The sequence below is a fragment of the Pantoea sp. ABR1s genome (assembly GCF_057812235.1).
Map to the genome: position 1 here is coordinate 523,033 of NZ_CM173823.1, position 21,148 is coordinate 544,180.

Below are 21,148 nucleotides of genomic sequence, written 5' to 3' on the forward strand. Positions count from 1 at the left end.
ATGACGACTACAGCAACCGCAGGAAACAGCATGGCTACTGGAAATGAACAGAATCTGATCTGGATTGATCTTGAGATGACCGGACTTGATCCGACGCACGATCGCATTATTGAAATTGCGACCCTGGTGACTGATGCCAACCTGAACATTCTGGCGGAAGGGCCGGTCATGGCCGTTCATCAGTCTGATGCGCAACTGGCGCTGATGGATGAGTGGAATGTCCGCACTCATACCAACAGCGGTCTGGTTGCGCGGGTGAAGGAGAGTCAGATTGACGATCGCGCAGCAGAGCTGGCGACCATTGAGTTCCTGAAACAGTGGGTTCCGGCGAACACCTCGCCTATCTGCGGCAACAGCATCGGGCAGGATCGTCGTTTCCTGTTTAAGTATATGCCTGAGCTGGAAGCGTATTTCCACTATCGTTATCTGGATGTCAGTACCCTGAAAGAGCTGGCTCGTCGCTGGAAACCCGATATCCTTCCTGGCTTCAAAAAAGGGGGGACGCACCAGGCTCTGGATGATATCCGTGAGTCCGTGGCGGAGCTGGCGTACTACCGCGAACACTTTTTGCAGCTTTAATCGGCGACGGGTGCGCATGAAATCACCAGGTTGCTGATTTAATCAGCAAACGCGCGGAAAGCGAAAAATTTTGCTTTCAGACGCTTGCAGCAGCAACGATTTCTCGTATAATGCGCACCCCGTACCGGTGAAGAATTTATTAACGGTACAAGGCGCGGGAATAGCTCAGTTGGTAGAGCACGACCTTGCCAAGGTCGGGGTCGCGAGTTCGAGTCTCGTTTCCCGCTCCAGTTTTAAAATGTAAGCAGTACCCTCTTTGCGGGAATAGCTCAGTTGGTAGAGCACGACCTTGCCAAGGTCGGGGTCGCGAGTTCGAGTCTCGTTTCCCGCTCCAGTTTTATTTAGCAGTGCCCTTCTATGCGGGAATAGCTCAGTTGGTAGAGCACGACCTTGCCAAGGTCGGGGTCGCGAGTTCGAGTCTCGTTTCCCGCTCCAGATTTAACATCACCCTCATTTCAGTCCGTTAGCCGACTGTTTTACGTCGCGTGATTTTGATTGTTTCATGAAGGTTATCCACAGCACTGCACCCCATCATCTGCGCCTGTTACGGCGATCTGTAAATGGCTTTTGAACAGAGTTATCCACAACCTTGCAGGTTAACCGAAGCGATAGCCTCATTATTAAATAAACACAACTTTTATATAAGTTGTTGATATTTATCATTATGAAAATATTTCAATTTGTTATTTAACAGCAAAATCAGCGTTGTTGCAGTTGAATGACAACAGCTTTTTATTTTTATTCACAGCATGTGGAAAACGATAATTCGCGATCAAGCTGTTCAATCACGCATCACGCGGTAAACCCTTCTCTACTGCACGAACCAGGCGCTTCTGCTGGGCAGGTTGCACTTCAACCACGAGTTGCTCGCGTTTCTGCTGCTGCTGCGTGATTGCCCACAGAATATGTTCATCCAGCAGGTCACTTTCACCGAGTCGTTGTTCCAGTACCTGAACGATTTCGGGCGACCAGGGCGCGTTACCCAGCGCCACTGCAATATTACGCAGCCAGCGTAAATGACCAATGCGGCGAATCGCTGAGCCTTCAGTGATGCGTAAAAACTTCGCTTCATCCCATTGAAACAGATCGATCAGCTCAGGGGCGTGTAGCGCCGCTCGCGGTGAAAAATCGCTTTCGTCACTGAGTTGTCCATAGCGATTCCACGGACAGATCAGCTGGCAGTCATCACAGCCATATATCCGGTTGCCCATCAGCGGGCGAAATTCTTCCGGGATCGCGCCTTCCAGCTCAATGGTGAGATAGGAAATACAGCGCCTGGCATCCACGACGTAGGGCTCAACGATCGCGCTGGTGGGGCAGATAGTCATGCAGGCGACACAGCGGCCACACTGCTCCTGCTGCGGTGTATCTATCGGCAGCGGAATATCGATCAGCAGTTCCCCGAGGAAAAACCATGAACCTGCTTCCCGATTCAGTATCAGCGAATGTTTGCCGGTCCAGCCGAGTCCCGCTTTGGCGGCCAGCGGCCGCTCAAGCAGCGGGGCCGAATCCACAAACGGGCGAAAATTAAGCTCGCCACAATGCTGCTGGATCATTTCTCCGAGCTTTTTCAGTCGATTGCGCAATACTTTGTGGTAATCACGACCTAATGCATAACGGCTGACATAGCCCAGCTGGGGATTTTTCAACGTGCTGGCAAAGGCGGCTTTGGCCGGAAGGTAGTTCATGCGAACGCTGATAACGCGCAGCGTGCCGGGCAGCAGTTCATGAGGACGCGCCCGCATCATGCCGTGTCGCGCCATCCACTCCATCTCGCCATGATACTGCTTATCCAGCCACGCCTGCAGGCGCGGCTCTTCCGCACTGAGATCGGTATCGGTGATGCCGACCTGCTGAAAGCCGAGATCCAATCCCCACTGTTTAATCTGTTGTGCGAATTGATGAAGATCGAGAGGGTATGACATGAGTAACCAGGATTCGAAGAAAAACAGCCGCAGTTTACCATATTCTGTCTGGCCTGCGCAGGCTGTGGCCCAGCTTGAGCAACAGGGGGCCGATGCGCTCGGCATTACGCTGTATGAGCTGATGCTGCGTGCCGGACAGGCCGCTTACGAGCATCTGACTGCGCACTGGCCAGAGGCCAGCCACTGGCTGATTCTGTGTGGTCACGGCAATAACGGTGGCGATGGTTATGTGCTGGCGCGACTGGGACAGGCGGCGGGCAAAACCGTTACGCTGCTGGCGTGCGAAAGTGAAAAAGCGTTGCCGGAAGAGGCGCAGCGTGCACGGGACGCGTGGCTGGATGCGGGCGGTGAAATTCATGCGGCCGATGCGGTCTGGCCAGAGCAGATCGATGTGATTGTGGATGCGCTGCTGGGAACCGGCAGTCATCGTGCGCCCGAAGAACCCTATGCCACGCTGATCCAGCAGGCGAACGCTCATGCGGCGCCGAAACTTGCCATTGATATGCCTTCCGGCTTATCAGCCCGCAATGGCACCGCGCCCGGTGAGGTAATTAATGCCAGCCATACGCTGAGTGTGGTTGCTCTTAAACCGGGCCAGATCACTGGCAAAGCGCGAGATTACATTGGAGAGCTTTACTATGCCGATCTCGGGATGGCCGCTTTTCTGGCGGGCGAAGGGGCTCCCATCGCGCGTTATGATGCCAGCGCATTAACCCGCTGGCTCAAGCCGCGCAAACCAACCTCGCACAAGGGCAGTCACGGCCGGCTGCTGGTAGTGGGGGGCGATGCCGGTACCGCTGGCGCGGTGCGGATGACGGCAGAAGCGGCGTTGCGCAGCGGTAGTGGGTTAGTGCGAGTACTTACTCACAAAGATAATATTATTCCGATCCTGACCGCCCGGCCCGAAATTATGGTCGATGAACTGACCGATGAGCGCCTGACGGAGGCGCTGGAGTGGGCCGATGTCATTGCGATAGGGCCCGGTCTGGGTCAGCGCGACTGGGGAAAGCGTGCGCTGAAGCAGGTCGCGAGCAGTGAAAAGCCGATGCTTTGGGACGCGGATGCACTTAACCTGCTGGCAATCAGTGCGGAGAAACGTCAGAATCGCATTATTACGCCGCATCCTGGTGAAGCGGCGCGTTTGCTGAATACCGAGACCAGTGAAATTGAGAGTGACCGCTTACATGCAGCGCAGACATTGGCGCAGCGTTATGGTGGTGTAGTGGTACTGAAAGGTGCCGGTACGCTGATTGCCAGCGAGCAAGGTGAAATGGCCTTTGCTGACGTGGGCAATGCTGGTATGGCCTCCGGCGGTATGGGCGATCTCCTGAGTGGAATCATCGCCTCGCTGGTGGGCCAGAAACTGACGCTGTTTGATGCGGCCTGCGCCGGCTGTGTTGCACATGGTGCCGCGGCCGATGCGGTCGCTGCGGAACGTGGTACGCGCGGTATGCTGGCAACTGATTTACTGGATCTGCTGTGGCAGTTTGTTAATCCTGAGATGAATAAAGAAGCATGAAGACCTGTGTTATCTCTTTGCCCGATGAGGCGGCTACGCTCAGTTTGGGCGCTCAGCTGGCGCGCGCCTGTGGCAGCGCGGCAGTGATTTATCTCTATGGCGATCTGGGGGCGGGTAAAACCACCTTCAGCCGCGGCTTTCTGCAGGCGCTGGGCCATCAGGGCAACGTCAAAAGCCCTACTTACACCCTGGTTGAGCCTTACACGCTGGACGACCGCACACTTTATCACTTCGACCTCTATCGTCTTGCCGATCCTGAAGAGCTTGAATTCATGGGCATCCGCGACTATTTCAGCGGCGATGCTATCTGCCTGGTTGAATGGCCGCAGCAGGGCGCCGGTTTTCTGCCGCCGCCCGATCTCACGCTAACGCTGCGTTACGTGGGTGAGGCGCGTGAAGCGGAACTGACGGCACAATCCTCGTCGGGCCAGCAATGGCTTGAACAATTTGGTCAGGGCAGGGATCAGGCATGATGTCACGGATGAAAATAGCGCTGGTGACACTGTTGCTGCTGGTCTGTACACCCCTGTTTGCCGCCACCCTGTCGGATATCAAAGTCGCTAATGGCGACAGCCAGGCAACCATCACCCTGAACTTTGCCGGACAACCTGTCTATGGCTTCTTCCCGCTGCGCAATCCTGACCGTGTGGTGCTTGATGTGCGCCAGAGCGGCGTGGTTCAGGGGCTGCCGTTAAATTTCAGCGGCGAAAACATCGTAAAGCGAATTCGCACCAGCACCCCGAAAGATAAACAGAGCGTGCGGCTGGTGTTTGAGCTGACGCAGGCGGGTAAAACCCGGGCGGTCACCCAGCGCAATGGCAACAGCTACAGCGTGGTCTTCACCATTACCGGTAAGCCACCTGCTGTTACGCGCAGTGTGCCTGCGCCGGTAACGGCCCCGACACGCGTGCCCACCCAGAGTGCCGCAGCGGCTAACCCCTTTAATTCGAATCCGGTGACGTCCGTGACCAGCACAGCCAGCACCGTGAGTCCTGGCCGGGCCGTCAGCCAGAATGATACCGTGATTGTGGCGATTGATGCCGGACATGGCGGTCAGGATCCCGGCGCTATCGGGCAGCGCGGACTGAAAGAGAAGAACGTCACGATCGCAATTGCACGTAAACTGCGGGTGTTGCTGAATAACGATCCGATGTTCAAAGGCGTCCTGACGCGTGATGGCGACTATTTTATCTCGGTTATGGGCCGCTCCGACGTGGCGCGTAAAGCCAACGCCAACGTGCTGGTTTCAATTCATGCTGACGCCGCGCCGAGCCATGCGGCGACCGGTGCATCGGTCTGGGTATTATCAAACCGCCGGGCCAATAACGAGATGGCTAACTGGCTGGAGCAGAAAGAGAAACAGTCTGAGCTGCTGGGCGGCGCAGGTGACCTGCTGGCTAACAGTCAGGCCGACCCCTACCTCAGCCAGGCGGTACTTGACCTGCAATTCGGTCACTCGCAGCGGGTCGGTTATGACATCGCCCAGAAAGTGTTGCAGCAGATGCGCAGCGTGACGTCGCTGCATAAACGTCTGCCTGAGCATGCCAGTCTTGGCGTGCTGCGTTCACCCGATATTCCTTCTTTGCTGGTGGAAACCGGCTTTATCAGTAATTCCTCGGAGGAGCGACTGCTTGGCAGTAGCGCACACCAGGATAAGATTGCGCAGTCGATCTATAAAGGTCTGCGCACTTATTTCCTGGCGCACCCGCTGCAATCCATCCCAAAGGAGGAAAACCGGCCGCTGGGCTCGTCGCCAGCGGTTAACGTCGCCAGCAACCCGGCGACCGGGGTGACGCAATATACCGGCGTAACTCAGCGCCATACGGTTACGCGCGGTGAGACACTCTCCGGGATTGCCGCGAAGTATGGCGTCAGCATGTCGACACTGCGTGAAATGAACACCCTGAAGCGGGATGTGGTATGGGTCGGACAGCGGTTGAAAGTGCCGGCCAGTGCGGCCGCCAGCCGCACCACGCGCGCCACGCCACGCGGCATTGTGCGTCATAAAGTGGTTGTGGGGGATTCACTGACCGGCATTGCCGCACATTATGGCGTCAGCCCGAAAGCGATAATGCAGACCAATAATCTGAAATCGACCAACGTCATGTTGGGGCAGAACCTGAAAATCCCTGCATCCTGATTGTTTGCCCGGCCGCTGCGCCGGGCGACCAGCTAAAAGGAAAACCATGCCGATACAAATTTTACCGCCCCAACTGGCAAACCAGATTGCGGCGGGTGAAGTGGTTGAACGTCCTGCATCGGTTGTAAAAGAGCTGGTGGAGAACAGCCTGGATGCTGGTGCAACGCGCATTGACGTTGATATTGAAAAGGGGGGCGCAAAGCTTATCCGCATCCGTGACAACGGCTGCGGCATCGTGAAAAGCGAGCTGTCGATGGCACTGGCCCGACACGCCACCAGTAAAATCGCCTCACTGGATGACCTGGAAGCGATTATGAGCCTGGGTTTTCGCGGTGAAGCGCTCGCCAGTATCAGTTCTGTCTCCCGCCTGACCTTAACCTCACGTACCGCCGATCAAACCGAAGCCTGGCAGGCCTATGCGGAAGGGCGTGATATGACGGTAACGGTTAAACCGGCTGCGCATCCCTGTGGGACCACGCTCGAAGTGCTGGATCTGTTTTATAACACCCCGGCACGCCGCAAATTTATGCGCACAGAGAAAACCGAGTTCGGTCATATCGACGAAGTGATCCGTCGTATTGCACTGGCGCGTTTTGATGTCGCGCTTTCACTGAGCCACAACGGCAAAATGATGCGTCAGTATCGGGCCGTCAGCGAGGAGAGCCAGCGCGAACGGCGACTGGCAGCTATCTGCGGCACCACGTTTATTCAGCATGCGCTGCGAATTGACTGGCAGCATGATGATCTCTCGCTGCGCGGTTGGGTCGCCGATCCCGCCGGTTCGCGCCAGGTCACCGAGTTACAATATTGCTACGTCAATGGCCGGATGATGCGCGACAAGCTGATTAATCACGCTATCCGCCAGGCTTTCCAGACCCAGCTCCAGGATGACCAGCAGCCAGCTTATGTGCTCTATCTGGAGATCGATCCGCATCAGGTGGATGTCAACGTTCACCCGGCCAAGCATGAAGTGCGTTTTCATCAGTCACGCCTGGTGCATGATTTTATTTATCAGGGCGTGGTCAGCGCATTACAGGCGATAGCGTCACCCATTTTGCCTGCGCTGCAGGCAGAAGAAGCCGCACCGCGCTGGCAGCCGGAAAACCGTCAGGCGGCGGGAGGGAATCATTTTGCGCAGCCTTCAGCCCCCGCCAGCGAGAATCAATCTTCAGCCTCCACGCGGCAAACACCGCCCGCAGCGGCGCCGGCCTGGCAAAACAAAGAGAACGTGTATCGTCAGCGTGAAGGCGCGGTTTATCAGCAGTTGCTGAAAACGCCTGTCAGTGCCACGCCGCCGCCAAAAAACCGTGAACCGGCACCGCGTCCGGCCGAAAAACCCTCGCCGCTGGCCGCGCATGCCCAGAGCTTTGGCCGGGTACTGACCGTGTTGCAAAACCACTATGCGCTGCTGGAGCAGGATCAGAAGTTAATGCTGATGGCGCTGCCGGTCGCGGCGCGCTGGCTGAAACAGGCGCAGCTTGAACCGGGTGAAGAGGGACTTAAACCGCAACCCCTGCTGATTCCGGTGCGGCTCAAAATCGCCCTGGATGAACGGCAGGCCGCAAAAGAAAAGAGCAGCCTGCTCAATCAGATGGGTATTGATCTTCAGCCCGAAGGTGACCACGTGACCTTACGCGCGGTGCCTTTACCGTTACGAACACAAAATTTACAAATCTTGATTCCTGAGCTGTTAGGCTATCTCGCCCGGCAGCAGGAGATCTCTGCGACGCAACTGGCCCAGTGGCTGGCGCGGCGTCAGGATACAGAGTCCTCCGACTGGAATCACTCACAGGCGATCAACCTGCTGGCAGAGCTTGAACGGCTTTGCCCACAGCTGCTGAAATCGCCGCCTTCAGGCTTATTACAGCCCATAGAGATTGAGAGCGCGATCAACGCGTTGAAGCATGAGTGAATTAAACCAGGCTGGCCGGCCAAAGGCTATTTTTTTGATGGGACCCACGGCTTCTGGCAAGACTGCTTTAGCAATTGAATTGCGTAAGCGGTTACCAGTGGAACTAATCAGCGTAGACTCTGCCTTAATCTATCGTCAGATGGATATTGGTACGGCGAAACCGTCGGCTGAGGAGTTAGCAGTGGCACCCCATCGTCTGCTCGACATTCGCGATCCCGCTGAAGCCTATTCGGCAGCGGAGTTCCGGCGGGATGCTTTAGCAGAAATGGCGGATATCGTTGAAGCCGGACGAATACCGTTGCTTGTTGGTGGAACCATGCTCTACTTCAAGGCGTTACTTGAAGGATTGTCGCCGTTGCCCTCGGCCGATCCCGACGTTCGTCAGCGGATAGAGCAAACGGCGCGTGAAAAAGGCTGGGAAGCTTTACACCGCCAGCTGTGTGAAATCGACCCGGTTGCCGGCAGTCGTATTCATCCGAATGATCCGCAGAGACTTTCGCGAGCACTGGAAGTTTTTTTTATTTCGGGTAAAACTTTAACGGAACTGACAAAAACATCCGGTGAAGCGTTACCCTACGACGTGCAACAGTTTGCCATCGCCCCCGCGAGCCGTGAATTGCTGCACCAGCGCATCGCGTTGCGTTTTGAGCAGATGTTGGCGTCAGGATTTGAAGCGGAGTCTCGGGCCCTTTTTGCACGAGGTGATTTGCATACGGACATGCCTTCCATTCGTTGTGTTGGCTATCGTCAGATGTGGTCTTATTTATCGGGCGAAATCGATTACAGCGAGATGGTTTATCGGGGAATTTGCGCAACCCGGCAGCTTGCTAAGCGACAGATGACCTGGTTACGCGGTTGGGAAAATGTTCACTGGCTTGACAGTGACGAGCCCCGGCTGGCGCGTGATACAGTGTTACAGGTTCTTAGTGCGAAGCATGGGTGATTGTGTACAATTGATGGGTTATCGTGCGCAAATTTTTACGCAGTTTTTTTCAGAACCATAGGTTCTACTTGCAACAAACAACAAGCATATAAGGAAAAGATAGAATGGCTAAGGGGCAATCATTACAAGACCCGTTTTTGAACGCACTGCGTCGTGAACGTGTTCCGGTTTCGATTTATCTGGTTAACGGTATTAAGTTGCAGGGTCAGATTGAGTCATTTGATCAGTTCGTCATTTTGTTGAAAAACACGGTGAGTCAGATGGTGTATAAGCACGCCATCTCTACCGTTGTTCCTTCACGCCCGGTTTCTCACCATAGCAATAATACCGGTGGCGGCAGCAACAATTACCATCATGGCGGCAGCAACACAACTGCGCAGCCACAGCCACAACAAGACGGTGATAACGCAGAATAACGCGTCACCGTACAGCCAGGAACGGAGAACAGCGGTTTTCCGTCCTGGTCTTTTATTTAGCGAGGTTATAGCTTGTTTGACCGTTATGAAGCCGGTGAGCAGGCCGTACTGGTACACATCTGGTTCTCCCAAGACAAAGAAGTAGAAGATTTGCAGGAGTTTGAAACCCTGGTCTCTTCTGCTGGCGTTGAGGCGCTGCAAGTGGTTACTGGCAGCCGCAAAGCGCCACACCCCAAGTATTTTGTCGGTGAAGGAAAGGCCGTTGAAATTGCCGATGCGGTAAAAACAACAGGAGCATCGGTCGTATTATTCGATCATGCCCTTACGCCCGCTCAGGAAAGAAACCTCGAGCGCCTGTGCGAATGCCGGGTCATTGATCGCACCGGTTTAATTCTGGATATCTTTGCCCAACGCGCACGTACCCACGAAGGTAAATTGCAGGTTGAGCTGGCACAGCTGCGCCATCTTGCGACACGTCTGGTGCGCGGCTGGACCCACCTTGAACGCCAGAAAGGCGGGATTGGTTTACGTGGCCCGGGTGAAACGCAGTTAGAAACGGACCGCCGGCTGTTGCGCGGCCGTATCAGTCAGATTTTGTCTCGTCTTGAGCGAGTTGAAAAACAGCGTGAGCAGGGACGTCAGTCACGCGCCAAAGCGGATGTGCCAACGGTTTCGCTGGTGGGTTACACCAACGCCGGCAAGTCGACCCTCTTTAACGCCATGACCTCCGCCAACGTCTTTGCCGCAGACCAGCTGTTTGCGACGCTCGACCCCACACTGCGCCGTCTGAATGTTGCTGATGTCGGGGACGTGGTACTGGCGGATACGGTAGGCTTTATTCGCCATCTTCCTCACGATCTGGTTGCCGCTTTTAAAGCCACGCTGCAGGAGACTCGTCAGGCGACGCTGTTAATGCACGTGATTGATGGGGCTGACCTTCGCGTCACGGAAAATATCGCTGCTGTCGATGCCGTACTGGAAGAGATTGAAGCGGACGAAATCCCGACGTTACTGGTGATGAATAAAATCGATATGCTCGACGGATTCGAACCGCGTATCGATCGTAACGAAGAGAACCTGCCAATCCGCGTCTGGCTTTCCGCCCAGACAGGCGCAGGCATTCCGTTGCTATGGCAGGCGCTGTCTGAGCGTCTGGCGGGTGAAATAGCCCAGCACGCATTACGTCTGCCACCGGAAGCGGGGCGACTTCGCAGCCGTTTCTATCAGCTGCAGGCGATTGAGAAAGAGTGGAATGAAGAAGACGGCAGTGTAGGATTGCAGATACGTATGCCCATTATTGAGTGGATGCGTTTATGTAAGCAGGAACCGTCGCTGACCAGTTACATTGTTTGATATTGCCCAAACGCATTTACCTTAAAAATTGAAGATTGTCGCACTTTCTTTGCAGACCCGAATACGCTGGCGTTACCCGAGTATTTTGGATTTCAGCAAGGCGGCAACTGAGTGAAACCCCTGGAGCTTACGCAGGTAAGTGACCAGGGTGAGCGAAGGCAGCCAACACCGCTGCAATCCGAAAGCTGAAGGGTAAAAATCGTAATTACAATAAATGGAGTAGAAACATGGCGTGGAATCAGCCCGGAAATAACGGACAGGACCGCGACCCGTGGGGAAGCAGCAATAATCAAGGCGGCAACTCTGGGGGGAATAAGGGAGGACGGGAATCCGGGCCTCCTGATCTGGATGATATCTTCCGTAAGCTGAGCAAGAAGCTTGGTGGACTGGGCGGTGGCAAACAGAACGACAACGGTCAGCGCGGCTCCGGCAGCGGTGGCAAAATTGTTGGTATCGTGGCTGTTGCTGCTGTAGTCATCTGGGCTGCAAGCGGTTTCTACACCATCAAAGAAGCGGAACGTGGCGTGGTGACGCGCTTCGGTAAATTCAGCCATCTGGTCGAACCCGGCCTGAACTGGAAGCCGACATTCGTTGATCAGGTGCGTGCGGTTAACGTTGAATCGGTGCGCGAACTGGCTGCTTCTGGCGTCATGCTGACTTCGGATGAGAACGTGGTACGCGTGGAGATGAACGTGCAGTACCGCGTGACCGATCCGGAACGTTATCTTTATGCTGTGACCAGCGCGGACGACAGCCTGCGTCAGGCTACCGACAGCGCACTGCGCGGCGTGATTGGTCGCTCTACCATGGACCGCATCCTGACCGAAGGTCGTACTGTGGTGCGTAGCGATACACAGCGTGAAATCGACGAGACGATTCGCCCTTATAACATGGGGATCGCGGTGCTGGACGTCAACTTCCAGGCTGCACGTCCGCCGGAAGAGGTGAAGTCTGCATTTGATGACGCGATTGCCGCACGCGAAAACCGCGAGCAGTATGTTCGCGAAGCCGAAGCTTACGCCAACGAAGTTCAGCCTCGTGCTAACGGCCAGGCGCAACGTATTCTGGAAGAGGCACGCGCTTACAAAGAGCGTACCGTTCTGGAAGCGCAGGGTGAGGTGGCGCGTTTCGCCAAGATCCTGCCTGAGTATAAAGCTGCACCCGAAATCACCAAAGAGCGCCTCTATATCGAGACCATGGAACGTGTGCTGAGCCATACCCGCAAAGTACTGGTTAACGATCGGAGTAATAACCTGATGGTGCTGCCGCTGGATCAACTGATGCGTGGCGGTCAGACTTCATCGGGCCAGAATGGTCAGAAAGGCGCGAATGGTTCTTCGCTGCCTGCGCGCTCCGATAGCAGTGCCAGCCGCAATGAAACGTCGTCATACAGTCCGGACAATATCATGGATCAGCGTCGGGCAAATGCTCAGCGCAGCGACAGCCAGCGCGAAGGGAGAGAGTAATCGATGCGTAAGCCAATAGTATTTTTAATCATTGTCGTGCTGGTGGCGCTCTATGCGTCCCTGTTTGTGGTGCAGGAAGGGCAGCGAGGCATTGTTCTGCGCTTCGGTAAAGTCCTGCGCGACGGCGAAAACAAGCCGCAGGTGTTTGAGCCGGGTCTGCATTTCAAGATTCCATTCCTGGAAACGGTTAAAACGCTGGATGCGCGTATCCAGACCATGGATAACCAGGCCGATCGCTTCGTCACCAAAGAGAAGAAAGATCTGATCGTGGACTCCTACATCAAGTGGCGTATCAGCGACTTCAGTCGCTACTACCTGGCCACCGGTGGCGGTGATGTCTCTCAGGCGGAAGTGCTGCTGAAACGTAAGTTCAGTGACCGCTTGCGTTCTGAGATGGGTCGTCTGGATGTGAAAGATATCGTAACGGACTCCCGTGGTCGTCTGACTACCGATGTGCGTGACGCGCTGAATACCGGCTCTGCAGGCAACGATGATGAAATCGCAACCCCTGCGGCTGATGACGCGATTGCCAGTGCAGCGGCCCGTGTCGAGCGTGAAACCAACAGCAGCGAACCGGCTCCGAACCCGAACAGTATGGCGGCGTTAGGTATTCAGGTGGTGGATGTTCGCATCAAGCAGATCAACCTGCCGACTGAAGTGTCTGATGCGATCTTCAACCGTATGCGTGCTGAGCGTGAAGCGGTAGCGCGTAGCCAGCGTTCACAGGGTCAGGAAGAGGCGGAAAAACTGCGCGCCCAGGCCGATTACCAGGTCACCCGTACTCTGGCTGAAGCCCAGCGTGAAGCGCTGATTACACGCGGTGACGGTGATGCGGAAACGGCGCGGTTGTTTGCCGATTCGTTCAGCAAAGATCCTGACTTCTACGCCTTTATTCGTAGCCTGCGTGCCTATGAAAACAGCTTCAATAGCGATCAGGATGTGATGGTATTAAGCCCGGATAGCGACTTCTTCCGATATATGAAGGCGCCCTCTAACGCGACACGCTAAGAACTGATATAACCTGTGGGCCGACAATGTTGTCGGCCCTTTTTTTTGGGTATCAGAATGAAAACAAGCATCTGGATGGCGCTGGCGCTGGTGTTAGTGCTGGAAGGGTTGGGACCGATGTTTATGCCGCGCGCCTGGCGACGCATGATCCTGACGATGACGCGGTTGCCCGATCGTCTGCTGCACCGCTTTGGTGGAGGACTGGTCGTTGCTGGCATGGTGATTTACTGCATGCTCAGCCTGCACGGCAACCTCTGAGGCTGACGTTCAGACCGGCTAAATTGTGCCTTTCAACGCTATTATCCCCAACATGTTGTAGTGATCAAAACTCAGGCAAAAAAGCGCGCAATCGTATGCTAAAAGTGCTGAAAACCACGGGATCAGATGGTAGAATCCTTTTTTAAGCAATCGGTGATTTTGAGAAATGGGTAAGAACGTCGTCGTACTGGGCACCCAATGGGGTGACGAAGGTAAAGGTAAGATTGTAGACCTTCTGACTGAGCGCGCGAATTACGTTGTGCGTTATCAAGGCGGCCACAATGCGGGCCACACGCTTGTCATCAACGGTGAAAAAACCGTCCTCCACCTGATCCCTTCTGGCATTCTGCGCGATAACGTCACCAGCATCATTGGTAACGGCGTAGTGCTCTCTCCTGAAGCCTTAATGAAAGAGATGAAAGGCCTGGAAGCGCGCGGGATTCCGGTACGCGAACGTCTGCTAATTTCTGAAGCCTGTCCGCTGATCCTGCAATATCATGTTGCGATGGATATGGCGCGTGAACGTGCTCGTGGCGCCAAAGCGATTGGTACCACGGGGCGTGGCATCGGACCGGCTTACGAAGATAAAGTCGCTCGCCGTGCCCTGCGCGTCAGCGACCTGTTTAACAAAGAAACCTTTGCTGCCAAGCTGAAAGAAGTGGTCGATTTCTACAACTTCCAGCTGGTGGAGTACTACAAAGAGCCGGCAGTTGACTTCGATAAAGTGCTGAGTGATGTGATGGAAGTCGCTGACATCATCACTGGCATGGTCGTTGACGTCTCTGAACTGCTGGACGTCGCGCGTAAGCGTGGCGATCTGATTATGTTTGAAGGGGCGCAGGGTACGCTGCTGGATATCGATCACGGTACCTATCCGTACGTGACCTCATCCAACACCACCGCAGGTGGCGTAGCGACCGGTTCAGGCATTGGCCCGCGTTATGTCGACTACGTGCTGGGTATTGTGAAAGCTTACTCAACCCGCGTTGGCGCAGGCCCGTTCCCGACCGAGCTGTTCGATGAAACCGGCGAATTCCTCTGTGCGCAGGGTAATGAGTTTGGCGCGACCACCGGTCGTCGTCGTCGTACCGGCTGGCTGGATGCGGTAGCGGTTCGCCGCGCGGTCCAGATCAACTCCCTGTCAGGTTTCTGCATGACCAAGCTGGACGTGCTGGATGGCCTGAAAGAGGTGAAGATCTGTGTGGCTTATCGTATGCCTGATGGCCGCGAAGTGACCACCACGCCACTGGCGGCAGAGAACTGGGAAGGCATTGAGCCGATCTACGAAACCCTGCCAGGCTGGAGCGAGACAACGTTTGGCGTCAAGACGCTGGAAGGTTTGCCTCAGGCTGCGCGTGACTACATCAAGCGTGTGGAAGAGGTAACGGGTGTGCCGATTGATATCATCTCAACCGGCCCTGATCGTAGTGAAACAATGATTCTGCGCGACCCGTTCGACGCGTAATCATTCAGGCCGGACGCTGTCCGGCCCTTGTTTTTCCATTCTTTGATGCCACTTAACCTCCCTTCGCTTGTCAAACCTTCTGCTGGCTTAAAAAAGCGCACGGCCAGACAGACTCTGGTTTATCATCGTAGCTAATCGAATGGCGATCCGATTTAATCCTGGCATCAATCACAGGGCGAATAAGGTCATGCCGCGCCTGAAGGTTCACTGAGGTTACTGTGCAGCTCACGAGTTTTACTGATTATGGCTTACGGGCACTGATTTATCTGGCATCGTTGCCGGAAGGTCAGCAGACCAATATTACGGAAGTGACGAACACTTATGGTTTGTCCCGTAATCATATGGTCAAAATTATCAATCAGCTGAGCCGGGCGGGCTATGTCGCCGCAACGCGTGGTAAAAACGGGGGCATTCGTCTGGGTATGCCAGCTCGTCAGATTGTCATTGGCGATGTGGTACGTAAGATGGAACCACTACAATTAGTGGATTGTGCGTCCTGTTCCATCACGCCAGCCTGTCGTCTGAAGCAGGCGTTACATGATGCGGTGCAGCGATTTTTGCAGGAGCTGGATAGCTATACGTTGGCAGATCTGGTCGAAGGAAATACACCACTTTATGAGATCATCTTGTCCAGATCGCCGGTGGAAATAAATATTAAATGACATCGGAGGAACCGCTATGTCAAAAGATCCTTTTCAGGATAGAGAAGCTGAAAAATACGAAAACCCTATTCCGAGCCGTGAATTTATTCTGGCTCTGTTAGAAAAACGTGAAAAACCGGCCAGCCGCGAAGAGCTGGCTGAAGAGATGAATCTGCAGGAAGAAGAACACCTTGAGGCGCTGCGTCGCCGCCTTCGCGCCATGGAGCGTGATGGTCAGCTGGTGTTCACCCGCCGTCAGTGTTATGCCCTGCCAGAACGTCTTGATCTCCTGCGCGGTAAAGTCATTGGCCACCGCGATGGCTACGGCTTCCTGCGGGCAGAAGGTCAGAAAGATGACCTCTACCTTTCCGCAGAACAGATGAAATTCTGTATGCACGGTGACGTGATCCTGGCGCAGCCGCTGGGTGCCGATCGCAAAGGCCGCCGCGAAGCGCGCGTGGTCCGGGTGCAGGAACCCCGCAACAATCAGATCGTTGGCCGTTACTTTACCGATGCCGGTGCTGGCTTCGTGGTACCGGACGACAGTCGCCTGAGTTTTGACATCCTCATCCCGCCTGAAGAGACGATGAATGCCCGCATGGGTTCCGTGGTGGTGGTTGAGCTGGTCCAGCGTCCGAACCGTCGCAGCAAAGCGATCGGTAAAATCGCCGAGATTCTGGGCGATGATATGGGTACCAGCCTGGCCGTGGATATGGCGCTGCGTACGCATGAAATCCCGCACACCTGGCCGCCGGAAGTGGAAGCTCAGGTCAGCAAACTGAAAGAAGAAGTCCCGGAAGAGGCCAAAAAAGGCCGCGTCGATCTGCGTAAGCTGCCGCTGGTCACCATCGATGGTGAAGATGCCCGTGACTTTGATGATGCTGTTTACTGTGAGAAGAAGCGCGGTGGCGGATGGCGTCTGTGGGTAGCTATCGCGGATGTCAGCTATTACGTCCGTCCGGGCACCCCACTGGATGACGAAGCGCATCAGCGCGGAACCTCGGTCTACTTCCCGTCGCAGGTTGTGCCGATGCTGCCGGAAGTGCTGTCGAATGGCTTATGTTCGCTTAACCCGCAGGTCGATCGCCTCTGTATGGTGTGCGAGATGACCATCTCGACCAAAGGTAAACTGACCGGCTTCAAGCACTATGAAGCGGTGATGAACTCCCATGCGCGTCTGACCTACAACAAAGTCTGGAACATTCTGCAGGGCGACAAAGAGCTGCGCCAGCAGTATGCGCCACTGGTTAAAGACCTTGAAGAGCTGAACAACCTCTATCATGCGCTGGAAGCCGCTCGTGAAGAGCGCGGCGGTATCTCGTTTGAAACGGAAGAGGCGAAGTTTATCTTCAACGCCGAGCGCCGTATTGAGCGTGTTGAGCGCGTGTCACGTAATGACGCCCATAAGTTGATCGAAGAGTGCATGATCCTGGCGAACATCGCCTCGGCACGCTTCGTTGAGAAAAATCAGGAACCGGCGCTGTTCCGCGATCACGATCGTCCGACCGACGAAAGCATCAAGAGCTTCCGTACCGTGCTCAACGAGCTGGGACTGAGTCTGCCTGGCGGCAACAAACCGCAGCCAATCGACTATGCGGCGCTGCTGAAGCAGGTTGCCGATCGTCCTGATGCGGAAATGCTGCAAACCATGCTGCTGCGTTCGATGAAGCAGGCCGTTTACGATCCGGAAAACCGCGGTCACTTTGGTCTGGCGCTCTCGTCGTATGCGCACTTTACCTCGCCAATCCGTCGTTATCCGGATCTGACGCTGCATCGCGCCATCAAATATCTGCTGGCAAAAGAGCAGGACGAAGGTAAAGGCCTGGTACAGCGCGCCATTAAATACCTGATGCCGAGAGATCGCAGCGTCGCCAAAGATATGACGACAGCAACCGGCGGCTATCACTACGACATGCCGCAGATGCTGCAACTGGGCCTGCACTGTTCCCTGACCGAACGCCGCGCCGATGAAGCGACCCGTGACGTCGCGGACTGGCTCAAGTGTGACTTCATGCAGGACCAGGTTGGCAACGTCTTCAACGGCGTCATTTCCAGCGTGACCGGATTTGGCTTCTTTGTACGCTTAAGCGATCTGTTCATTGATGGTCTGGTCCACGTTTCGACGCTCGACAACGATTACTACCGTTTTGACCCGGTAGGTCAGCGTCTGATCGGTGAATCGGGCGGTCGCACCTATCGTCTGGGTGACACGGTTGAAGTGCGTGTTGAAGCCGTCCATATGGATGAGCGTAAAATCGATTTTGCCCTGATCTCCAGCCAGCGTCAGGTACGTGGTGAAGGCAAAACCGCACGTGACCGGGCGAAGCGTGACGACAAAGCGCCAGCGAAACGCCGTCGTGATGCGAGCAAGAAGTCCAACTTCGAGCCGGACGCCGCTTTCCGGGGCGACAAGGGCAAGCCCGCCGCTGCAAATACCGAGAATAAAAGTAAAAACGTCTCGGAAAAAACCCGTAAAATCGCCGCCGCCACCCGGGCGAAGCGCGCCAGAAAAAAGGCGCAGCCTGACTGATGCGCGCACCCGCCCTTTCTCACTGAGAAAGGGCGGTCATTCATTCATTTCCAAACACTGAGCAGATCGATGAGCGAAATTATTTTTGGTATCCATGCCGTGCAGGCGCTACTGGAACGTGATCCACAACGATTCCAGGAAGTCTTTATCCTCAAAGGCCGCGACGATCGTCGCCTGCAACCCGTGGTCGCCGCGCTGGAAGCTCAGGGGGTCGTGATTCAGCTGGCCGAGCGCAAGTGGCTCGACAGCCAGGTTGAAGGCGGTGTACATCAGGGTATTGTGGCGCGGGTAAAACCGGGTCGTCAGTATCAGGAAGGCGACCTGCCGGATCTGCTGCAGAGCCTGGACAAACCCTTCCTGCTGGTGCTGGACGGGGTCACCGATCCGCACAATCTGGGTGCCTGCCTGCGCAGTGCCGATGCGGCCGGTGTGCACGCGATTATCGTGCCGAAAGATCGCTCTGCGCCCCTGAATGCAACGGCCAAAAAAGTGGCCAGCGGCGCGGCAGAAAATGTGCCGTTGATCCGCGTCACCAACCTGGCACGTACCCTGCGTCTGCTGCAGGAGTACAACATCTGGGTTGTCGGTACCGCAGGTGAAGCTGACCATACTGTCTTCCAGAGCAAAATGACCGGTCCGATGGCGCTGGTGATGGGCGCGGAAGGGGAAGGCATGCGTCGTCTGACCCGTGAGCATTGCGATGAGCTGATCAGCATTCCGATGGCCGGCAGCGTCTCTTCGCTGAATGTCTCGGTGGCTACGGGTGTCTGCCTGTTTGAAGCGGTGCGTCAGCGCAACGCCTGATCCCCGATGTGATCTTCGCCACAAATTAGTTTCTGTACCAGGCATAACTGCGCGTCATTCGTATATACCCAAAGGATTTCGGGTTGCATTGAGGCGGCAAGAGAACGAATCCCGATGAGCTTACATGAGTAAGTGATTCGGGTGAGTGAACGCAGCCAACAAAAATGCAGCTTGAAAGACGACGGGTATACTTACTGAGTGACATCCGCGAGGAGTGGTTATGACCTGGACAACACACACCGTTTTTAATCAGCCCCATCCTCTGAGCAACAGCAACCTGTTCCTGTCTGATACGCCGCTCGGCGAGGCACTGTCACGCGAAGGCGCCGGATGGGATCGGGAGTGGCTGGCTTCGGTAGGCCGACAGCTGGGCAGCGCCGAGTCGCTGGAACTGGGCCGGCTCGCCAACGCGGAGCCACCTGAACTGCTGCGCTACGACGCCCGCGGCGTACGGATGGATGAAGTCCGTTTTCACCCCGCCTGGCACCTGCTGATGCAGGGTGTCTGCGCCAGCCGCCTGCATAATCTCAGCTGGCATCCCACAGTACGTGAACAGGCCAGCGTGGCGCGGGCTGCGCGCTTTATTCTGCACGCGCAGGTTGAAGCGGGCACGCTTTGCCCGGTGACCATGACGCACGCGGCCATTCCACTGCTGCAGACTTATCTGCCTGCCGCGTTCGAAGGCTGGCTCGATCCTCTGCTCAGCGATCGTTACGATACCCATGCGCAGCCCGGCGACCAGAAACGGGGTCTGCTGATCGGTATGGGCATGACGGAAAAACAGGGCGGCAGCGATCTGCTCACCAGCACCACCCGGGCCGAGCCGCTGGGCGCGCGCGGCCCGGGTGAAGCCTACCGGCTGACCGGGCACAAATGGTTCTTCTCGGTGCCGCAGAGCGATGCGCATCTGGTGCTGGCGCAGACGCCCGCCGGATTAAGCTGCTTCTTCCTGCCGCGCCTGTTGCCTGACGGGTCACGCAACGCCATCCAGCTTGAGCAGCTTAAAGATAAGCTGGGTAATCGCTCAAATGCCAGTTGTGAGGTGGAGTTTCGCGATGCGACCGGCTGGCTGCTGGGAGAAGAGGGCGAAGGCGTGCGGCTGATCCTTAAAATGGGCGGTATGACGCGCTTCGACTGCGCACTCGGCAGTCATGGTCAGATGCGGCGTGCATTCTCGGTGGCACTCTGGCATGCACATCAGCGCCAGGTGATGGGGAAAAACCTGGTGGATCAGCCGCTGATGCGTCAGGTTCTGGCACAGCAGGCGCTGCAGCTGGAGGGACAAACCGCGCTGCTGATGCGGCTGGCGCGCGCCTGGTCACAACCGGCAAAACCGCATGAGGTCACGTTTGCCCGCTTATTCACTCCGGCTGCAAAATATCAGATCTGCAAAGCGGGTGCCCCGTTCGTCGCGGAGTCGATGGAAGTGCTGGGGGGCATCGGCTACTGCGAAGCGAGCGAGCTGCCGCGCCTCTATCGTGACATACCGGTCAACAGCATCTGGGAAGGGTCGGGCAACGTGATGTGTCTTGACGTACTGCGCGTGCTCACCCGTCAGGCAGAGGTTTCGGAGATGCTGAGTCAGGAATTTGAAGCGGTGAAAGGGAGTAATCGTCATTTCGATGCGCGCTGGCGTCAGTTACGGCTGCGAATAAGCAAAGTCCCCGAAGAGCAGGCGCGCGAGGTGACCCGCACGCTGCTGCAGCTTGCGACCGGCGCTCAGCTACTGAAATATGGCGAACCGCCGCTGGCGGATGCATGGTGCCAGCAGTGGCTCGATCGGCGTGGCTCCCGCCCGCTTGAGACAGCAATCACAGACCGTTTACTGGCCCGCGCCTGTGGCAGGTGATGCGCCGTAAAGAATCGCGCTGGCGTACCAGAGACCGGGCATCACTGTTTCACTCAGCGCCACGATCTGATAGTAAGCCGCACCGGCCTGGTTAGCCCGGGTGGCCACGGCCCGCCCGGCATCATCCGGTGAGCCGCGCACGTTAACGGTAATATTGCCCAGCTTTGGCAAACCGCCACTCTGCGCCCGTGAAATCTCCTGCGCCTGTTGCGTCGGCGCGGGCGGTGCTTTTGGCGTGGTCTCAAGCGCGGAACAGCCTGCCAGCAGCAGGCTTATCACCAGTAAACAAGCGAAACGCATAGCAAAACCCTCTTTCAGGACGAAGCATTAAGTGTATGCC

The 21,148-nt window shown here is 55.9% G+C and carries 18 protein-coding genes and 3 tRNA genes; 19 read left to right on the plus strand and 2 right to left on the minus strand.

What is annotated here, in order from left to right; all coding sequences use genetic code 11:
• Window positions 1-30: 30 nt before the first annotated feature.
• From orn to ACXKZD_RS02555, 4 genes are all read left to right on the plus strand, one after another.
• Window positions 31-579: an oligoribonuclease gene (gene orn / locus ACXKZD_RS02540; protein ID WP_010256094.1), complete on the plus strand. Its 549-nt coding sequence runs from the start codon at window positions 31-33 to the stop codon at window positions 577-579.
• Window positions 580-733: 154 nt separating this feature from the next.
• A tRNA-Gly gene (locus ACXKZD_RS02545) sits at window positions 734-809 on the plus strand.
• A gap of 28 nt (window positions 810-837) precedes the next feature.
• A tRNA-Gly gene (locus ACXKZD_RS02550) sits at window positions 838-913 on the plus strand.
• A 25-nt stretch (window positions 914-938) separates the two neighbouring features.
• A tRNA-Gly gene (locus ACXKZD_RS02555) sits at window positions 939-1,014 on the plus strand.
• Window positions 1,015-1,364: 350 nt separating this feature from the next.
• Here ACXKZD_RS02555 and queG read toward each other — a convergent pair.
• Entirely contained in the window at window positions 1,365-2,504 is a 1,140-nt protein-coding gene (gene queG, locus ACXKZD_RS02560) for a tRNA epoxyqueuosine(34) reductase QueG (RefSeq protein ID WP_010256097.1), read from the minus strand.
• Between queG and nnr the strand changes: the two genes are divergently transcribed.
• From nnr to ACXKZD_RS02635, 15 genes are all read left to right on the plus strand, one after another.
• Window positions 2,503-4,023, plus strand: a complete 1,521-nt coding sequence (gene nnr / locus ACXKZD_RS02565; RefSeq protein ID WP_073970598.1) for a bifunctional ADP-dependent NAD(P)H-hydrate dehydratase/NAD(P)H-hydrate epimerase — start codon at window positions 2,503-2,505, stop codon at window positions 4,021-4,023. The genes queG and nnr overlap by 2 nt on opposite strands.
• Complete coding sequence (tsaE, locus tag ACXKZD_RS02570; protein ID WP_010256103.1) at window positions 4,020-4,496, plus strand: tRNA (adenosine(37)-N6)-threonylcarbamoyltransferase complex ATPase subunit type 1 TsaE; 477 nt, start codon at window positions 4,020-4,022, stop codon at window positions 4,494-4,496. The genes nnr and tsaE overlap by 4 nt, the downstream gene beginning before the upstream one ends.
• The gene (gene amiB / locus ACXKZD_RS02575; protein ID WP_022623938.1) at window positions 4,493-6,163 is read left to right on the plus strand and encodes an N-acetylmuramoyl-L-alanine amidase AmiB; all 1,671 of its coding nucleotides are present in this window, start codon (window positions 4,493-4,495) and stop codon (window positions 6,161-6,163) included. The genes tsaE and amiB overlap by 4 nt, the downstream gene beginning before the upstream one ends.
• A gap of 46 nt (window positions 6,164-6,209) precedes the next feature.
• On the plus strand, window positions 6,210-8,075 hold the full coding sequence (mutL, locus tag ACXKZD_RS02580) for a DNA mismatch repair endonuclease MutL (protein WP_033785557.1): 1,866 nt from the start codon (window positions 6,210-6,212) through the stop codon (window positions 8,073-8,075).
• Entirely contained in the window at window positions 8,068-9,018 is a 951-nt protein-coding gene (gene miaA / locus ACXKZD_RS02585; RefSeq protein ID WP_010256112.1) for a tRNA (adenosine(37)-N6)-dimethylallyltransferase MiaA, read from the plus strand. The genes mutL and miaA overlap by 8 nt, the downstream gene beginning before the upstream one ends.
• Window positions 9,019-9,122: 104 nt before the next feature.
• Window positions 9,123-9,434, plus strand: coding sequence for an RNA chaperone Hfq (hfq, locus tag ACXKZD_RS02590; protein ID WP_010256116.1), 312 nt, complete (start codon window positions 9,123-9,125; stop codon window positions 9,432-9,434).
• 72 nt (window positions 9,435-9,506) lie between these two features.
• A complete protein-coding gene (hflX, locus tag ACXKZD_RS02595; protein WP_010256119.1) occupies window positions 9,507-10,787 on the plus strand; it encodes a ribosome rescue GTPase HflX in 1,281 nt (426 codons plus the stop codon).
• A 227-nt stretch (window positions 10,788-11,014) separates the two neighbouring features.
• A complete protein-coding gene (hflK, locus tag ACXKZD_RS02600) occupies window positions 11,015-12,253 on the plus strand; it encodes an FtsH protease activity modulator HflK (RefSeq protein ID WP_033769798.1) in 1,239 nt (412 codons plus the stop codon).
• 3 nt (window positions 12,254-12,256) lie between these two features.
• Window positions 12,257-13,261, plus strand: a complete 1,005-nt coding sequence (gene hflC / locus ACXKZD_RS02605; protein WP_010256123.1) for a protease modulator HflC — start codon at window positions 12,257-12,259, stop codon at window positions 13,259-13,261.
• Window positions 13,262-13,318: 57 nt separating this feature from the next.
• Window positions 13,319-13,519 carry a DUF2065 domain-containing protein gene (locus ACXKZD_RS02610; RefSeq protein ID WP_010256126.1) on the plus strand — a complete coding sequence of 67 codons (201 nt, stop codon included), beginning with the start codon at window positions 13,319-13,321 and terminating at the stop codon, window positions 13,517-13,519.
• Between the two features lie 166 nt (window positions 13,520-13,685).
• Window positions 13,686-14,984 carry an adenylosuccinate synthase gene (locus ACXKZD_RS02615; RefSeq protein WP_010256129.1) on the plus strand — a complete coding sequence of 433 codons (1,299 nt, stop codon included), beginning with the start codon at window positions 13,686-13,688 and terminating at the stop codon, window positions 14,982-14,984.
• 218 nt (window positions 14,985-15,202) lie between these two features.
• Entirely contained in the window at window positions 15,203-15,646 is a 444-nt protein-coding gene (nsrR, locus tag ACXKZD_RS02620) for a nitric oxide-sensing transcriptional repressor NsrR (protein ID WP_010256130.1), read from the plus strand.
• Window positions 15,647-15,662: 16 nt separating this feature from the next.
• Entirely contained in the window at window positions 15,663-18,155 is a 2,493-nt protein-coding gene (gene rnr / locus ACXKZD_RS02625) for a ribonuclease R (protein WP_010256132.1), read from the plus strand.
• A 69-nt stretch (window positions 18,156-18,224) separates the two neighbouring features.
• Window positions 18,225-18,959, plus strand: coding sequence for a 23S rRNA (guanosine(2251)-2'-O)-methyltransferase RlmB (gene rlmB / locus ACXKZD_RS02630; protein ID WP_010699804.1), 735 nt, complete (start codon window positions 18,225-18,227; stop codon window positions 18,957-18,959).
• A 220-nt stretch (window positions 18,960-19,179) separates the two neighbouring features.
• Window positions 19,180-20,808: an isovaleryl-CoA dehydrogenase gene (locus ACXKZD_RS02635; protein ID WP_172608929.1), complete on the plus strand. Its 1,629-nt coding sequence runs from the start codon at window positions 19,180-19,182 to the stop codon at window positions 20,806-20,808.
• On the opposite strand, the gene bsmA is transcribed toward ACXKZD_RS02635, so the two are convergent.
• Window positions 20,782-21,108 (minus strand): biofilm peroxide resistance protein BsmA, encoded by a 327-nt coding sequence (gene bsmA, locus ACXKZD_RS02640; RefSeq protein WP_064690024.1) that lies wholly within the window; start codon window positions 21,106-21,108, stop codon window positions 20,782-20,784. The genes ACXKZD_RS02635 and bsmA overlap by 27 nt on opposite strands.
• Window positions 21,109-21,148: the final 40 nt, after the last annotated feature.

Bases quoted from the DNA above. Each gene is read 5' to 3' on its own strand.
- miaA (WP_010256112.1), top strand. From the start codon at position 8,068: ATGAGTGAATTAAACCAGGCTGGCCGGCCAAAGGCTATTTTTTTGATG.
- nnr (WP_073970598.1), top strand. From the start codon at position 2,503: ATGAGTAACCAGGATTCGAAGAAAAACAGCCGCAGTTTACCATATTCT.
- bsmA (WP_064690024.1), bottom strand. From the start codon at position 21,108: ATGCGTTTCGCTTGTTTACTGGTGATAAGCCTGCTGCTGGCAGGCTGT.
- mutL (WP_033785557.1), top strand. From the start codon at position 6,210: ATGCCGATACAAATTTTACCGCCCCAACTGGCAAACCAGATTGCGGCG.
- amiB (WP_022623938.1), top strand. From the start codon at position 4,493: ATGATGTCACGGATGAAAATAGCGCTGGTGACACTGTTGCTGCTGGTC.
- tsaE (WP_010256103.1), top strand. From the start codon at position 4,020: ATGAAGACCTGTGTTATCTCTTTGCCCGATGAGGCGGCTACGCTCAGT.
- ACXKZD_RS02610 (WP_010256126.1), top strand. From the start codon at position 13,319: ATGAAAACAAGCATCTGGATGGCGCTGGCGCTGGTGTTAGTGCTGGAA.
- orn (WP_010256094.1), top strand. From the start codon at position 31: ATGGCTACTGGAAATGAACAGAATCTGATCTGGATTGATCTTGAGATG.
- rlmB (WP_010699804.1), top strand. From the start codon at position 18,225: ATGAGCGAAATTATTTTTGGTATCCATGCCGTGCAGGCGCTACTGGAA.
- hfq (WP_010256116.1), top strand. From the start codon at position 9,123: ATGGCTAAGGGGCAATCATTACAAGACCCGTTTTTGAACGCACTGCGT.
- ACXKZD_RS02615 (WP_010256129.1), top strand. From the start codon at position 13,686: ATGGGTAAGAACGTCGTCGTACTGGGCACCCAATGGGGTGACGAAGGT.
- ACXKZD_RS02635 (WP_172608929.1), top strand. From the start codon at position 19,180: ATGACCTGGACAACACACACCGTTTTTAATCAGCCCCATCCTCTGAGC.
- hflC (WP_010256123.1), top strand. From the start codon at position 12,257: ATGCGTAAGCCAATAGTATTTTTAATCATTGTCGTGCTGGTGGCGCTC.
- hflK (WP_033769798.1), top strand. From the start codon at position 11,015: ATGGCGTGGAATCAGCCCGGAAATAACGGACAGGACCGCGACCCGTGG.
- queG (WP_010256097.1), bottom strand. From the start codon at position 2,504: ATGTCATACCCTCTCGATCTTCATCAATTCGCACAACAGATTAAACAG.
- rnr (WP_010256132.1), top strand. From the start codon at position 15,663: ATGTCAAAAGATCCTTTTCAGGATAGAGAAGCTGAAAAATACGAAAAC.